General features: G+C 65.5%; 14 protein-coding genes. 6 read left to right on the top strand and 8 right to left on the bottom strand.

Going from position 1 to position 13,512, the window contains the following annotated elements:
- Window positions 1-135: 135 nt before the first annotated feature.
- Both CS1GBM3_RS17700 and CS1GBM3_RS17695 read right to left on the bottom strand, forming a co-directional pair.
- Window positions 136-741, bottom strand: a complete 606-nt coding sequence (locus tag CS1GBM3_RS17700) for a glutathione S-transferase family protein (protein ID WP_072396914.1) — start codon at window positions 739-741, stop codon at window positions 136-138.
- Window positions 742-773: 32 nt separating this feature from the next.
- Complete coding sequence (locus tag CS1GBM3_RS17695) at window positions 774-1,514, bottom strand: 16S rRNA (uracil(1498)-N(3))-methyltransferase (protein ID WP_072396913.1); 741 nt, start codon at window positions 1,512-1,514, stop codon at window positions 774-776.
- Window positions 1,515-1,712: 198 nt separating this feature from the next.
- Here CS1GBM3_RS17695 and CS1GBM3_RS17690 point away from each other — a divergent pair, with 198 nt between their 5' ends.
- Both CS1GBM3_RS17690 and ubiA read left to right on the top strand, forming a co-directional pair.
- Complete coding sequence (locus CS1GBM3_RS17690; RefSeq protein ID WP_072396912.1) at window positions 1,713-3,365, top strand: ankyrin repeat domain-containing protein; 1,653 nt, start codon at window positions 1,713-1,715, stop codon at window positions 3,363-3,365.
- A gap of 66 nt (window positions 3,366-3,431) precedes the next feature.
- Window positions 3,432-4,418, top strand: a complete 987-nt coding sequence (gene ubiA / locus CS1GBM3_RS17685) for a 4-hydroxybenzoate octaprenyltransferase (protein WP_072396911.1) — start codon at window positions 3,432-3,434, stop codon at window positions 4,416-4,418.
- Between the two features lie 40 nt (window positions 4,419-4,458).
- Here ubiA and CS1GBM3_RS17680 read toward each other — a convergent pair whose 3' ends face one another.
- A complete protein-coding gene (locus tag CS1GBM3_RS17680; RefSeq protein ID WP_072396909.1) occupies window positions 4,459-5,310 on the bottom strand; it encodes a DUF1013 domain-containing protein in 852 nt (283 codons plus the stop codon).
- Window positions 5,311-5,507: 197 nt separating this feature from the next.
- On the opposite strand from CS1GBM3_RS17680, the gene CS1GBM3_RS17675 reads away from it, so the two are divergent.
- Both CS1GBM3_RS17675 and CS1GBM3_RS17670 read left to right on the top strand, forming a co-directional pair.
- Window positions 5,508-5,939 (top strand): MaoC family dehydratase, encoded by a 432-nt coding sequence (locus CS1GBM3_RS17675; protein ID WP_072396907.1) that lies wholly within the window; start codon window positions 5,508-5,510, stop codon window positions 5,937-5,939.
- Window positions 5,940-5,978: 39 nt separating this feature from the next.
- Complete coding sequence (locus tag CS1GBM3_RS17670) at window positions 5,979-6,926, top strand: bifunctional riboflavin kinase/FAD synthetase (protein ID WP_072396906.1); 948 nt, start codon at window positions 5,979-5,981, stop codon at window positions 6,924-6,926.
- Between the two features lie 14 nt (window positions 6,927-6,940).
- On the opposite strand, the gene CS1GBM3_RS17665 is transcribed toward CS1GBM3_RS17670, so the two are convergent.
- On the bottom strand, window positions 6,941-7,267 hold the full coding sequence (locus tag CS1GBM3_RS17665; RefSeq protein WP_072396904.1) for a hypothetical protein: 327 nt from the start codon (window positions 7,265-7,267) through the stop codon (window positions 6,941-6,943).
- A gap of 156 nt (window positions 7,268-7,423) precedes the next feature.
- Between CS1GBM3_RS17665 and CS1GBM3_RS17660 the strand changes: the two genes are divergently transcribed.
- Both CS1GBM3_RS17660 and CS1GBM3_RS17655 read left to right on the top strand, forming a co-directional pair.
- Window positions 7,424-7,771 (top strand): hypothetical protein, encoded by a 348-nt coding sequence (locus CS1GBM3_RS17660; RefSeq protein ID WP_139247962.1) that lies wholly within the window; start codon window positions 7,424-7,426, stop codon window positions 7,769-7,771.
- Window positions 7,772-7,906: 135 nt separating this feature from the next.
- The gene (locus tag CS1GBM3_RS17655; protein ID WP_072396900.1) at window positions 7,907-9,289 is read left to right on the top strand and encodes a glutamate--cysteine ligase; all 1,383 of its coding nucleotides are present in this window, start codon (window positions 7,907-7,909) and stop codon (window positions 9,287-9,289) included.
- A 470-nt stretch (window positions 9,290-9,759) separates the two neighbouring features.
- Here the strand turns inward: CS1GBM3_RS17655 and CS1GBM3_RS17650 are convergent, their stop codons facing one another.
- The 4 genes from CS1GBM3_RS17650 to CS1GBM3_RS17635 form a co-directional block, all read right to left on the bottom strand.
- On the bottom strand, window positions 9,760-10,908 hold the full coding sequence (locus CS1GBM3_RS17650) for a carboxynorspermidine decarboxylase (protein ID WP_072396898.1): 1,149 nt from the start codon (window positions 10,906-10,908) through the stop codon (window positions 9,760-9,762).
- A 76-nt stretch (window positions 10,909-10,984) separates the two neighbouring features.
- Window positions 10,985-11,440, bottom strand: coding sequence for a hypothetical protein (locus CS1GBM3_RS17645; protein ID WP_244534685.1), 456 nt, complete (start codon window positions 11,438-11,440; stop codon window positions 10,985-10,987).
- Between the two features lie 70 nt (window positions 11,441-11,510).
- Window positions 11,511-11,945, bottom strand: coding sequence for a hypothetical protein (locus CS1GBM3_RS17640; RefSeq protein WP_072396896.1), 435 nt, complete (start codon window positions 11,943-11,945; stop codon window positions 11,511-11,513).
- A gap of 167 nt (window positions 11,946-12,112) precedes the next feature.
- Window positions 12,113-13,456, bottom strand: a complete 1,344-nt coding sequence (locus tag CS1GBM3_RS17635) for a lipase family protein (protein WP_072396895.1) — start codon at window positions 13,454-13,456, stop codon at window positions 12,113-12,115.
- Window positions 13,457-13,512: the final 56 nt, after the last annotated feature.

Raw genomic sequence — 13,512 nt, 5'->3', positions numbered from 1 at the left:
GGCTTGATTTGCAGGCGTTCTAGACGGTTTCGGCGGTCGATTGAAGCCTTACGGGCTCGAGCCGTTCCTGTTTTGGTGGAATCGCGGAATGGCTCTAGCTTCTACTTGGCCGTGCTTCCTATCAGAAAACCAGTGTCAGCCGGCCAAGGTCGCCGCGTCCGCCGCCTTGGCGGCCTTATGGGCCGGCCGGGCTTGGATTCGCTCCCAATACGCCACGTATTCCGGCCGTTCGGGAAGCACATTGAAGCCCAGCATGTAGCCGATGCCGGAGCCGATCAGGACGTCGGCCGCCGAGAAGCTGTCGCCTAGCAGCCAGGGGCCGGGAATCAGGGCGGCGGAAAGCGTATCCAGGACGTCCGCGGGCTTGCCCCAGCCGGCCATCGAGGGCGGCGTATCGCGCTTGAGCGAGATGTCGACCATGGCGGGCTCGAAGCAGCTTCCATAGAAGAACATCCACTTCAGGTAGCGGGCGCGATCGGGCGCATCGATTGCGGGGGCGAGTCCCCCTTTCGAATACTTGTCGGCGAGGTAGGTCAGGATGGCCGGCGCTTCGGTCACGATGACGTCGTCGTCGCGCAGCACCGGGATCTTGCCCATGGGATTCAGGGACAGAAAGTCCGGCTTCTTTTGATCGCCTGCCTTGAGGTCGATCGGCTCGATCTCGAACGGCTCGCCAAGCTCGTGCAGCATGTAGTGCACGATCATCGAGCGCGAGTGCGGGTTGTGATACAGCGTCAGCACGCGCAGGCCTCCCTGTCTTTTGTCCTTGCACTCTAGCGCCAGTCGCCAAGCACGGCGTTGACAATAGCAAGCGCGGCGACCGCGGCCGTGTCCGCGCGCATGATACGCGGGCCGAGCGAGATTGCCGTTGCCTGCGGCAGTGCGCGGATCATGGCGCGCTCGTCGGGTGAAAATCCGCCCTCGGGGCCGATCAATACGGCCAGAGGCCCGGGCGAAAGCGCGGTGAGCGCGCTGACCGGGTTCGCCTGCTCCGCGCCTTCGTCGCAGAAGATCAGGGTGCGGGACGCATCCCATCGCTCTATCAGGTGCGGTAGCTTGATCGGCTCCGCTACGTCCGGCAGACGCAAAATGCCGCACTGCTCGGCGGCCTCGATGGCGTTGGCGCGCATGCGCTCGAGGTTCACGCGCTCGGCAACCGTGTGGCGCGTGATGACTGGCACGAGGCGCGAGGCGCCCATCTCAGTCGCCTTCTGCACCATGTAGTCGAGGCGGGCGCGCTTCAGCGGCGCGAAGATGTAGTGCAGGTCGGGGCCGCCGGACTGCGGCCGTACGAGCGCGACGGCTTCGAGCGCGGCGCCGCGCTTGCCAGCCTCCTCGAGGCGCGCGCGCCATTCGCCGTCGCGGCCGTTGAAGATCAGGATCTCGTCTCCGCTCCCAAGCCGCAGCACGCCGCGCAGATAGCTCGCCTGCTCGGGCGTGCAGACGATGCGTGCACCCGCCGCAAGGGGATGATCGACGAACAGCCGTTGTGCGGTGAAATCGTGGATGGCCATGGCGTCTCAATATCCGAACCCGTGACGCGATCCAACATGCGTTGACCGGCGGGTGGCAGTTGCCTAGCATCCGGACCGCGGTGCAAGCCGCACCCGGACCCGCGGGAAGGGCTGAGCCCACTTGCATTTGCACGCTGTCCTTTAACCTTTGTGCAGCCGGATTTGCGGGTCATCGGCGCTTCATGCACGGAGGTTTCCATGACCCGCCTTCCCGAGCGGCCGAATCTCGACCAATTGAAAAAGCAGGCGAAGGATCTGCTCGCCGCCTACAGGCGCGGCGAGCCAGAAGCATTTGCCCGCTTCCGCAACAGCCTTCCCGCGGCATCGGCAAAAGACGACGCGGCAATGGCGGCGGCGCTTGGCTTGCGCCTTCACGATGCTCAGTCGTGCGTGGCGCGCGAATATGGGTTCGCCTCGTGGGCGGATCTCGCGAGCTTCGTGCTTGCGCGCCAAGCGCACGCGCGCGATCCGGCGACCGCGATCCTCAATCTCCTGCGACTCATCTATGCCGGCGATATTGCAGGCGGGACGAACCGCGCCCGGCCGGAAGTTGCGGTGCGTATTCTTAACGAGCGGCCGGATCTCATCGGCGGCGACCCGTATCTGGCGTGCGCCGTGGGCGATGACGCGGTGGTTGAACGGGTGACCCGACGCGATCCGGATTGGGTCAACCGGCCGGGCGGTCCGCTTGCGCTGCCGCCGCTTGTGGCGGTGGCGCATTCAAGCCTGCTGCGGCTCCCTGCTTATCGTGGGCGTTTGCACGCTACCGCGACGTTTCTGCTTGATGCGGGCGCCGATCCGAACCAAAGCGTGCCGAACCGCTGGGCGGCATCGCCGCATGAAGCCAACCCAGAACAACCGCTCTCGGCTTTGTATGGCGCAGCCGGGCAGAACCACGATCCCGACCTGACGCGTCTGTTGCTCGATCGTGGCGCGAACCCGGACGACGGGGAGTCTCTCTACCATTCGCTCGATAATCCGGCCTGCACGCGCTTGCTTCTGGAGGCCGGTGCGCGCATCGCCGGAACGAACGCGCTCTATCGCTCGCTCGATCTTTCTGACGTCGAGCCTCTCAAGCTGTTGCTGGCGTACGGAGGCGATGCGAACGAGCCGGCTCCCGGCTCACCAACCTCCGATTGGGGCACGCCGCTGTTGTGGGCCATCCGACGGCGACGATCGGCCGAGCACATCGCGGCATTGCTCGCCTACGGCGCAAATCCCTCAGCCAAGACACCGCGCGGTGAAAGCGCCTATGTGCTCGCATTGCAATTCGGGCTTCCGGATGTCGCCGATCTATTGCGGCAGGCCGGCGCTCACGGGGCCGAGCTTTCTTCCGAGACCGAATTTGTGGCGGCGTGTGCGCGCGGCAACGAAGCAGCGGCTCGCCGCCTCCTGTCCGCGCGGCCGGATATGATCGCCGCCTTGTCAGACGACCATATCCGGCTTCTGCCGGAGCTGGCGGCTCAAGGTAGCAACGATGCCGTGCGTGTCATGGTGCGCTTGGGTTGGCCGATCTCGGCGCGTGGCGGGGACTGGGACGCGTCGGCATTGAATCATGCCGTGTTCCGAGGTGACGCCGAGCTTGCCCGCTTCCTGCTGGAGTACGGCGCGAGCTGGACCGAGCCGCACGGATTCGGCGACAACGTGTGCGGCACACTGTCCTGGGCCTCCTGTAATGAGCCAGTGAACGGTGGTGATTGGCTCGCATGCGCCGAAGTCCTGCGTGCACATGGCCTTCCTTCCGCGCGCCGCGACCCCGGCGGCTCGGACGCCGTGATGATCGATGGCGTGTGCCGGCGCTTTTCCAAAGAGGTTAGCGAGTTCCTTCTTGAGGACACGGCAGGCGTGTGAGTTGCTGGATGGGGCCGTGGCGGTTAACGTCGGCCGCAAAACGAAGACGCAAGGATCAGAGCGGACATGACGGCACACGCGGCCAATCCGGAGGAAGGCCCGTCCGGCGGGAGCGGCGCGAAGGCGGTCTCGGACGCGGAGGCCGGCAACTGGGTGGACCGCTACGCCCCCGAGGCCTGGCGGCCCTATCTGCGGCTCGCGCGGCTGGATCGTCCGATCGGCACTTGGCTGTTGCTCTTTCCGTGCTGGTGGGCGGTGACGCTCGCTGAGGTGTCGAACGGCCGGCCCTATCCAGACATCACGATGCTGGCGCTGTTCGCAGTCGGCGCGATTGTCATGCGCGGCGCCGGCTGCGCCTATAACGACTACGTGGACCGCGAGTATGATGCGCGCGTCGCACGGACCGCGAGCCGGCCGATCCCGTCCGGGCAGGTCTCGCCGGAAGCGGCGCTCGTGTTCGTGGTGGCGCTACTCGGCATCGGCTTCCTGGTGCTGATCTGGTTCAACCTGTTCACCATCGTGCTCGGCGCGGCGTCGCTGGTTCTGGTTGCCATCTACCCGTTCATGAAGCGGCTGACGTACTGGCCGCAGGCCGTGCTGGGGCTGGCGTTCAACTGGGGCGCGTTGATGGGCTGGGCCGCCGTCAAGGGCTCGCTCGATGCGCCGGCCATCCTGCTCTACGCGGGGTCGGTGCTGTGGACGATCGGCTACGACACGATCTATGCGCACCAGGACGCCGAGGACGACCTGATGCTCGGCCTCAAGTCGACGGCGCTGACCTTCGGCGAGGATACGCCGTTCTGGGTCGGCGGCTTCTACGTCGGCGCGCTCTTGCTCTGGATCGCGGCCGGCTTCCTGGCCGGCACGCACCTCGTGTTCTTCTTCGGCGTGGCGCTCGTCGGGTTGCAGATGGCGTGGCAGGTCTCGACGCTCGATACGTCAGATCCCCAGAACTGCCTGCGCCGGTTCCGCGCCAATCGCGACGTGGGCGCCGCGATCTTCCTGGCGCTTCTGGCCGATACGCTGATCTCGTGGTGGGCGGGGCTCAGCTGACCGGCGCCGCCGCACCACAAGACTGCGCGATAAGGGAGCGTCAGGTGTCGCTGCGCTCGCGGTCCTTATCCTCGGCCTCGCCCTTCTCAGCATCGCCTTCAGATTCAGGTTCAGCTTCGCCATCATCGTCGTCCTCGGCCGCGGGGTCGGACTTCAGCTCCTTCAGCTTGGCCAGCATGCGCGCTTCTTCCTCGGCCGGTGTCTCCTCGTGATGCTCTTCGGCACCGCGCGGCTGCACGATCTCGGCCGTCGGGCGGAAGCCCTCCTCGGACGAAGCGGCCGGAGCGGTTGTCTCCTCCGTCGGCAGCAGCGTGCCGGCCTTGATCGCTTCCTTCTCGGCCTCCTTGCGCTCGCGCTCGAGACGGCGGGCGGCCTTCTTCACCTCGTTGTCGAGGTCGGTCTGCGAGCACAGTCCCAGCGTCACCGGATCCTGCGGCACGAGGTTCGGCGAGTTCCAGTGCGTGCGGTCCTTGATCTGGGCGATGGTCGGCTTCGTCGTGCCGACGAGGCGCATGATCTGGCTGGTCTTCAGCTCCGGATGGTTGCGCAAGAGCCAGAGCACCGCGTTTGGGCGGTCGTGGCGGCGCGAGACCGGCGTGTAGCGGGGGCCGCGCTTGGTGACGCTCGGCTCCGGAATCACGACCTTCGGCTCGGCAAGCTTGAGCTTGCGCGAGGAATCCTTCTCGGCCGCTTCGATCTCCTCGCGCGTGAGCTGGTTCGAGGTGACGGGGTCGAGGCCTTTGATGCCTTGGGCCACGTCGCCGTCGGCGATGCCTTTGACCTCCAGCACATGGAGGCCGCAGAACTCGGCGATCTGCTCGAAGGACAGCGAGGTGTTCTCGACCAGCCAGACGGCGGTGGCCTTCGGCATCAGGGGTTTACGATCGCTCATAATGTTCTTCTCCGGGCTCCCGCGGGGGTCTCCGCGAAAGCCATTAGGGGATTTGGTAATTTGGGGATCATTGCCTTATAGCGCCATCCCAGGCCGTGCTGCAACACTTCAGTGCCCGCTTCTCGCGCGAGTTGCACATCGGCGAGGCGGTCGTTAGGGTCCGTCCCCGCAATCGAGGCCACCGGCGGGACGCAGACATGACCACCAATAAAATCACGTACTTCGAGGATCTGGCGGTGGGCCAGGAGGCCTCGCTCTCGAACACCGTGACCGAGGACGTCATCAACGCTTTCGCCGAGGTGTCCGGAGATCGCAATCCCGTGCATCTCGACGAGGCCTACGCGGCGTCAACCATGTTCAAGGGGCGGATCGCCCACGGCATGCTGTCTGCCGCCTACATCTCCGCCGTATTCGGCATGAAGCTGCCCGGGCCGGGCGCCATCTATCTCTCGCAGACGCTGTCCTTCAAAGCACCGGTCAAGATCGGCGACACGGTGGTGACTACCGTTAAGCTCGTGGAGCTTCTACCCGAGAAGAAGCGGGCCCGCTTCGAGACCGTGTGCACCGTGAACGACAAACCGGTGCTCACGGGTGAGGCGCTGCTGATGGTTCCGGCACGCCCGGCCTAATCTCCGCCGAACGGCTGCGTGCCTCAACGAGAAGGCGTCATGCGCGTCATCCACGGCTCCGACGAGATTCCGCTTGAGGCGCGCGGCGCCGTGCTGGCGCTCGGCAATTTCGACGGCGTGCATCGCGGGCATCAGGTGCTCATCCGCCAGGCGATCGACGCGGCGCGCCGTGATGGCCGGCCAGCGGGTGTGCTTCTGTTCGAGCCGCATCCGCGCGAGTTTTTCAATCCGGATGCACCGCACTTTCGGCTCACGCCGCTCGAAGAGAAGCTTGCCGTTCTGGAGGAACTGGGCGTCGATCTCGCGATCGTGCTGCCGTTCAACGCGGAGCTTGCGGCGCTCGACGCGGAGCGTTTCATCGGCGACGTTCTCGTCAATGCACTTGGAGTGAAGCACGTTTTCGTGGGGTACCACTTCTTCTTCGGCCGCAACCGTTCGGGCTCGACAGAGACGCTACGCGCGGCCGGCGCAGCGCACGGCTTCGACGTGACGGTCGTGGAGCCCGTATCTGAGCGCGGCGAGCCGTTCTCGTCGACTGCCGTCCGGCTTGCTTTGGCGGAAGGCGACGTGAAGCACGCCGCGGAGTTGCTCGGGCGGCACTGGCGCATCAGCGGTCCGGTGGTGGGCGGAGCGAAGCGCGGCACCGGACTTGGCTTTCCAACGGCCAACGTCGCGATGCCCAAGGGCACCGCGCTCGGGCATGGCATCTTCGCAGTCCGCGTCACGCTCGACGGGCGCCAGCTCGACGGGGCGGCCTATCTCGGCACGCGGCCAACCTTCGACAACGGCATGCCGGTGCTCGAGGTTTTCCTGTTCGATTTCGACGAAGCGATCTACGGGCGGACGATCGAGGTGAGCTTCATCGACAAGGTGCGCGACGATCGTAAATTCTCGGACGCGGATGAGCTCGTGCGCCAGATGCAGATCGACTGCGAGGCCGCGCGCAGGATCCTGGCGCAAGACGCGGCAGCCGGCAGCAAAGCTTAACGTTCACCTCAAGATCAGAACGTTGTGATGCTCGGGGGGCCGCGCTCGCCGGGCTTACGGCCGGCCGGGCCGAGCTTCATCACCTGGCGCGTGCCATCCGGGAGCGCCAGCGTCACGTACTCGCATTTCTTGTCGAGCGCGAGGATGGCACGCAGGATGCGCTGGCCAGCCTCCTTGCCCTGGTCGATCATCTCGGCGTCCATCGGACCCGCGTGGTAGGTGCACGCCGCGGTTCCACCGGGCAGCTTCCTGTTCGGCACCTCGTTTCCGTCGAGTGTCAGCGAGGCGGCGACGATTGCCGCGACGATGATCCCGCCCGCGAGCAGAGCCTCATGCTTCATGGCGCGACCTCCATCCCGAACGCCGCGGCAGCCCATATCTGGTGGCACAGGCGCGGGAAGTGATTCGTTTACGGTCGAATTTTATCATCGTGGGCTGGTGCGGGGCCTGCCGGCCGCATCGGCGGATGGTTGCAGATGCTTAAGCAGATCAGACCCATGATACTTGTGACCGCGCTGCTGGCTGGCTCGGCAGGGCCGCTAGCCGCCGAAGAGCGCGGGCGCGATCGCCCCGGCGACATGGGCCGGCACGGGCGCCCGCAGATCTCCATCGAGCCCTATATCGACCTGTCGCGGCCAGAGCGACCCAACCTCGACGCACCGGACACGGTCATGGCCGAGCTCGGCCAATGCGCGCGGGCCGGCGTGCGCTCGTTCGTAGACTGCCTGCGGCCGAACCACGGCCCAGTCATGATCCGCCGCCTCGAGGCCTGCGTACAGTCCGAGACCATTCCGGACGATCCGAGGCGGGTGGAAGCCTGCCTGCCCCCGGCACGCCTGCGCTGAGGACCGCGGCTTCGGGCCACGCCCCATCCGGGCGCCCGAAAAGAAGGCATCGTCCGGCAACCCCTTGTTTCGCCCCCCGCCTGTCGCCATAACTCCAGCCCATTCGCGCCCCGGATCCGCCAGAGGCCCTAGAGAATGTCTACCCGCCAGGATGGGGCTCAGAGCCCGCTCGCGCGCAGCCAGGACGACCTCGTCGCCTGGATCGCAGCGGGCGAGAAGCCGAAGGAAGATTGGCGGATCGGCACCGAGCACGAGAAGTTCGTGTTCTACACCGAGACGCTGAAGCCGGTGCCCTATGGGGGCGGGCGCGGCATCCGAGCCCTCATGGAACAGCTGGTGGCCCGCTACGACTGGGAGCCGATTTTCGAGGGCGAAAACATCATCGCGCTCAAGCGGCCCAACGGACAGCCGGGCGGCACCATCAGCCTCGAGCCCGGCGGGCAGTTCGAGCTCTCCGGCGCGCCGCTCAAGACGCTGCACGAGACAGCCGAGGAGACCGACGAGCACCTGAAGCAGGTGCTGAGCGTCGGCGAGGGCCTTGGCATCGGCTTCCTCGGCGTCGGCTTCTCGCCGAAGTGGACGCTCGATGAAACTCCGCACATGCCGAAGGAGCGCTACGCGGTCATGACGCGCTACATGCCGACAGTCGGCACGCGCGGCCTCGACATGATGTATCGCACGGCAACAATCCAGGTGAACCTCGACTTCGCGAACGAAGCCGACATGGTGAAGAAGCTGCGCGTCAGCCTGGCGCTGCAGCCCATCGCAACGGCGCTGTTCGCCTCGTCGCCGTTCACTGAGGGGCGCCTCAACGGCTTCAAATCGCTCAGAAGCGAAGTGTGGCGCGACACGGATCCGCGCCGCACGGGTATGCTGCCGTTCGTGTTCGAGAACGGCATGGGATACGAGCGCTACGTCGACTATGCGCTCAATGTGCCGATGTACTTCGTCTACCGCGACGGGCGTTATATCGACGTTGCGGGTGCCTCGTTCCGCGACTTCATGGCTGGCCGACTTGCGGCGCTGCCCAGCGAGTACCCGACGCTCGACGACTGGTCCGACCACCTGACCACCCTGTTTCCCGAGGTGCGGCTCAAGCGCTTCCTAGAGATGCGCGGCGCGGACGGCGGGCGGTGGCCGCGCATTTGCGCGCTGTCGGCTTTCTGGGTCGGACTGCTCTACGATGAGACGGCGCTCGACGCGGCGTGGGATCTCGTCAAATCGTGGACCGTGGCCGAGCGCGACGAGCTCCGAGCGGCCGTTCCGCGCGCCGCGCTTGCCGCACCCTTCCGCGACACCACGGTGCGGGACATCGCGCTTTTGGCGCTGCGGATCTCGCAGCTCGGCCTTCGCAACCGGCGCCAGATCAACCCCAACAGCCAGGACGAGACGATCTATTTGGCGCTCATCGAGCAGCTGGCGCGTGCCGGGCGCACGGTCGCCGACGATCTCATCGAGCGCTTCGAGGGCCGCTGGCGCGGGCGCATCGACCACATCTTCGAGGAATGCGCTTTCTAAACCCCGTTCGGTTGCTGCTACCCATAAGGGACTACGTGCAGCTTCTGTGCATCCCGCACAAAATATCTGCACTCGAACAATCATCCACAGATTCGGGAGCGCGTGTTCGCGCTACGGGGCGTCGGAAACCTCAATTCTGGTCCGCGCTTGACGGCCGGTTCAGGTGACGTTCATCGTGCGCTCTGTAAACAGTGCAGCGCATCGTCGTTCAGGTAGGGATCCAGACAGAGGAGGTCGATTTCGTGAGCCGTGTCGCGCGATACGCTGCCGCCGCCCTGTGTCTCGGCGCACTCTCGGCAGCTCTGCCGACGCTCGCGGTTGCGGACAATTGCGCGCAGCGTTGCTACTCACAGGAGAACTCCTGCCGCCGCGCGACCAAGGATAGCCCCCGTTGCGGCGCCGAGCTCACCCGCTGTCTGCAGTCCTGTCGCGCGAAGCGTTAGTGCCGCTTGCTTCCTACGGGATTCCTCCTAACCAAGACGGCGGCGGAACTCGTCGTAGCCGAAGGTGCGTACGACCTCGTAACGGCCGTCCTCGTGCAGCATCGCGATGTCGGGCAGCGGCGTTCCGTTGAAGGTCGTGTTCTTCACGAACGAATACTGCATCATGTCGCCGAAGACGACGCGAGAACCCGGGACCAGCGGCTCGGCGAACGAGTACTCACCGATGATGTCGCCGGTCATGCAGGTCTTGCCGCCGAGGATGTAGGAATGCGGCAACACACCTGGCTTCTCGGCGTCGAGCACCGGCGGCGTGTACGGGACCTCCAGCACGTCCGGCATGTGCGTCGAAGCGGACGCGTCGAGGATCGCGATCTCCTTCTCGTTGCGATGAATGCCGATGACCGTCGACACGAGGTAGCCGGTGTCGACGACGAGGCCGGCGCCCGGCTCGAGGTAGACCTCAAGATCGAATTCGGAGCGGAACGCGCGCAGCGTCGCGATCAGCTTGTCGACGTCGTAGCCGGGCTTGTTCATGAAATGCCCACCACCGAAGTTCACGGCCTTCACCCGTTTTAGATAAGGCGCGAAGTTGCGCGCGACGTGCTCGATGAGCCCGACCGTTCCATCGGCCAGCGACTCGCACAGCGCGTGTACGTGAAAGATGTCGATGTCGTCCCACGGCAGCCGATCGATTTCCGCGACAGTCGTGCCGAAGCGCGAGTTCGGCGCGCACGGATCGTACAGCGCACCGCCAAGGGTGGCGTTGGAGTAGCCCGGATTGATACGAGCACCGATCTCGATGCCGGCGCGGCCCGAGCCCTGCACCACGTCGCGCACGTGCACGGCCTGCTCGGGCGAGTTGGCATAGATGTGATCGGCGATCTCCGTCAGGCGCGCGACCTCGCCCGGCGCGTAGGCCGGCGCGTAGACGTGCACCTCCCGGCCGAACTCTTCGCGCCCCATGCGCGCCTCGTACTCGCCCGACGCGGTGGTGCCGTCGAGCACATCCTGCATCAGCGGGAAGGCCGCCGGCATTGCCCACGCCTTAGTGGCGAGCAGCACCTTCACACCCGCCTCGCGCTTGACGCGAGTGGCGGTGGCAAGGTTCCGCTTCAATGCCGCTACGTCGAGGACGTAGGCAGGCGTGCGGATGTCGTCAGGAAGCTTCGAAGTCATGCGCGCGCAATCCCGGATATGAAGACGTGAGCGCGCTATATGGCATCGCCGGATGACAAGTTCCAGACCGCCTCTTTTAGCGGTGCCCGGACCAGCGGTAGAAGAAGGTGAAGAAGAACAGTGCCACCCAGATCGCGGCGAACGCGATGCAGCCGAGCGCGGCGGAGGCCTCGTAGAGCGAGAACCCGTGCAGATACTCCGGCCGCTCGCCGCCGAAGCTCACGATCTCGGTGCTGGGGGTCGCGAGCTTGCTCCAGGCCCGCTCCGTACCCAGCATCAGGCCATGGAGTCCGCCCGTCATAACGCCCATGAAGGCCAAGCCAAACGAAAGCAGGAGGAGGGCCAACACGCGCAGCCCTAACGGGGCGTCTTTTAGAAAGAGCCACAGGCCGACAATGTAGGCCGAGATCATGCCGAAACTCACCGAGACAACGGACACGATCAGCGCGGTCAGCTCGTTGCGGATGGAAAGAATCTCGGCTTCGGTCATTGATCCCCCGACCTCGCGATAAAATAGCCCGGCGTTCAGCATACGCCGGGCTTGTGACGGGAAGAACGGCGACTTCGAGCAGCGGCCCCAACCGACCGGCGTGGGCCCGGCGTCAGTGGCTGGACGCCGGCGGATCGGTATAGAAGTCGAGATCGTCCTGGATGTTCTGGGCGGCGATGCGCCAGTTTCCGGGCGCGTGGGTCGTGCCGTTGGTGTGACCATTGGAATGGCCGTTGGTGTGACCATTGCCGTTGCCGTTCGAGTGCCCGTTGATCGCCTTCGGATGCACGTCACTCTCGATGGCGGTCAGCGGCTCGCTGGCGGCCACCGGAATTGCGCACAGGCGGCCGGCGAGCGACTGCAGCTCGCCCAGGATGGCGGCGCGGCGCACCTCATGGTGCTGGGTCACCTGCCGAATCTCGGCGAGCAGCTTCTCGTCTACGTGGCTGAGCGCGGCGTCGAGCGCGCGGATGAGCGCCTGCTCCTCCTGCGTCGCCTCGGCGAGGCGGCGATGCATTTCCGCGAGCTTTTGAGATAGATGAGCCATCTGGTTCCCCCGTGAAGTCGAATCACATTCGTTAACGCTCCGTGAATTTTGTGATTCAATTGAGGACGGGCAACGCCGCAATTGTCTCAGCGCGCAAAGATCGGGGCGCGAAATTATTCCGCCTCTGGATAACTTTTCTTCGGCTCGGCGCGAGAAAAAGCGGGGTTTCAGCTTCGCGTTGCCCGCCAAATGCCAGCCAAATGCTCGGCAACCGCCGTGACCACGCCGTCGTCGCGCATGTAGGCATTGTGGTAGAGCGCGTCGGACAAGCGCTTCCACATCGCATCGGGGTTGGCGATGCCACCTTCAGGGCCGTCGTTGGCGATGACACTGTTGTAGAGGCTCTGGGCAGCGACGAAGAGCGCCGCGTCATCTATGCCGCCGAGGTCGATGGCCTCGATGCGCTCCTCGCGCGCCTCAACCAGATAGGGCGGCAACCGCGTGATCCCCGTCAGCTTGAAGGCGCCATCGCCGCCGAACGCCGCGCCGATGACGCCGCCGTGGATGGCGGATGTCAGAAGCTTTGCGTAAGCCCAGGCGCCGCCTGCACGCGCCGCGAGCCAGATGGCGAAGAACACGATGCCGTAAACGAGCGGCACGATCAGCAGGAACGTGAGATCGGCGCCGAGCGCCAAGCCGTAAGTCCCCGCCCTCAGCTTCTCGATGACGGGCGCCATGAAGTAGCTGCCGGTCCAGACGAAGAACGCGATCGTGGCGACCACGCCCGCGAGTGACGCGAAGGCTGTGAGCGAGCGCATGGCGGCGCTGGTGGTCACATACTCCGGCGAGATCGCGGCGGCCGTCTCGAGAAGCTGCATGGCCTCGTCGCGCGGGCTGTGCACGACGAGCCACTGGGACGGCTTCAAGGCGCGGGCAAAGAGCTGGGTCGCGAGATGGCGCCTGGCCAGCTTGCGCACGCCGGCCACGAGGCTCCAAGCGCCGAGCGCGAACAGGCCGCCGAACAGCACCACGGATTCGATCTTCTTGTTCGAGTCCGACGGTAAGATCTCGATCAAGTACCAGAGCATGATCGGCGGGATGACCAGGCCGAGCACGGTCTGGAACAGCGCGATCAGCGCCGGCACGGTTTTCAAGCGCCGTTTAAAGAATGGGGTACCGAAGCTGACGATGCCGCCGCGGTGGGCGGAACGGCCAGCGCGCGTCAGCCCTTCCACCGTGACGTTGCCGCCGTGGCTGTGAGCGATGACGGCGTGCGGGCGGCCGGCGCGGTTGAGCTCGCGCAGCAGGCGCGCGAGGCCCTCCGAGCCTTTCAGGCGGTCATAGTCGGAATTCTTGCCGGACCAGTGCAGCGGCACGATCTCGGCGTTCGGTATGCCGCGCTCCGACAGGCGATGGATGAGATGCTGAGTGAAGTTGGAGCCGCGCTGCCACCAGCGCTCGCCGTCGTCGGCGGGGTCGGCGTCGTTGGTGCCGTGGACGGTAACGATCACGAGCTCAGCAGGTGTCTCGGCGTTCCGGCGCGCAAGGTCGGTCTCGGCTCTCTCCTGCATGCGAAGTCCCCCCCTGCGGCAGACACACTGCCGTGATCGCATCTCAGCGGGAAAGA

It is taken from the genome of Hyphomicrobium sp. CS1GBMeth3 (genome assembly GCF_900117455.1).
Classification (GTDB): domain Bacteria; phylum Pseudomonadota; class Alphaproteobacteria; order Rhizobiales; family Hyphomicrobiaceae; genus Hyphomicrobium_C.
The sequence above is the reverse complement of the archived record's forward strand: the minus strand, read 5'-3'. Positions and strand labels throughout refer to the sequence as shown.

Bases quoted from the DNA above. Each gene is read 5' to 3' on its own strand.
- CS1GBM3_RS17695 (WP_072396913.1), bottom strand. From the start codon at position 1,514: ATGGCCATCCACGATTTCACCGCACAACGGCTGTTCGTCGATCATCCC.
- CS1GBM3_RS17690 (WP_072396912.1), top strand. From the start codon at position 1,713: ATGACCCGCCTTCCCGAGCGGCCGAATCTCGACCAATTGAAAAAGCAG.
- ubiA (WP_072396911.1), top strand. From the start codon at position 3,432: ATGACGGCACACGCGGCCAATCCGGAGGAAGGCCCGTCCGGCGGGAGC.
- CS1GBM3_RS17680 (WP_072396909.1), bottom strand. From the start codon at position 5,310: ATGAGCGATCGTAAACCCCTGATGCCGAAGGCCACCGCCGTCTGGCTG.
- CS1GBM3_RS17675 (WP_072396907.1), top strand. From the start codon at position 5,508: ATGACCACCAATAAAATCACGTACTTCGAGGATCTGGCGGTGGGCCAG.
- CS1GBM3_RS17670 (WP_072396906.1), top strand. From the start codon at position 5,979: ATGCGCGTCATCCACGGCTCCGACGAGATTCCGCTTGAGGCGCGCGGC.
- CS1GBM3_RS17665 (WP_072396904.1), bottom strand. From the start codon at position 7,267: ATGAAGCATGAGGCTCTGCTCGCGGGCGGGATCATCGTCGCGGCAATC.
- CS1GBM3_RS17660 (WP_139247962.1), top strand. From the start codon at position 7,424: ATGATACTTGTGACCGCGCTGCTGGCTGGCTCGGCAGGGCCGCTAGCC.
- CS1GBM3_RS17655 (WP_072396900.1), top strand. From the start codon at position 7,907: ATGTCTACCCGCCAGGATGGGGCTCAGAGCCCGCTCGCGCGCAGCCAG.
- CS1GBM3_RS17650 (WP_072396898.1), bottom strand. From the start codon at position 10,908: ATGACTTCGAAGCTTCCTGACGACATCCGCACGCCTGCCTACGTCCTC.
- CS1GBM3_RS17645 (WP_244534685.1), bottom strand. From the start codon at position 11,440: ATGCTGAACGCCGGGCTATTTTATCGCGAGGTCGGGGGATCAATGACC.
- CS1GBM3_RS17640 (WP_072396896.1), bottom strand. From the start codon at position 11,945: ATGGCTCATCTATCTCAAAAGCTCGCGGAAATGCATCGCCGCCTCGCC.
- CS1GBM3_RS17635 (WP_072396895.1), bottom strand. From the start codon at position 13,456: ATGCAGGAGAGAGCCGAGACCGACCTTGCGCGCCGGAACGCCGAGACA.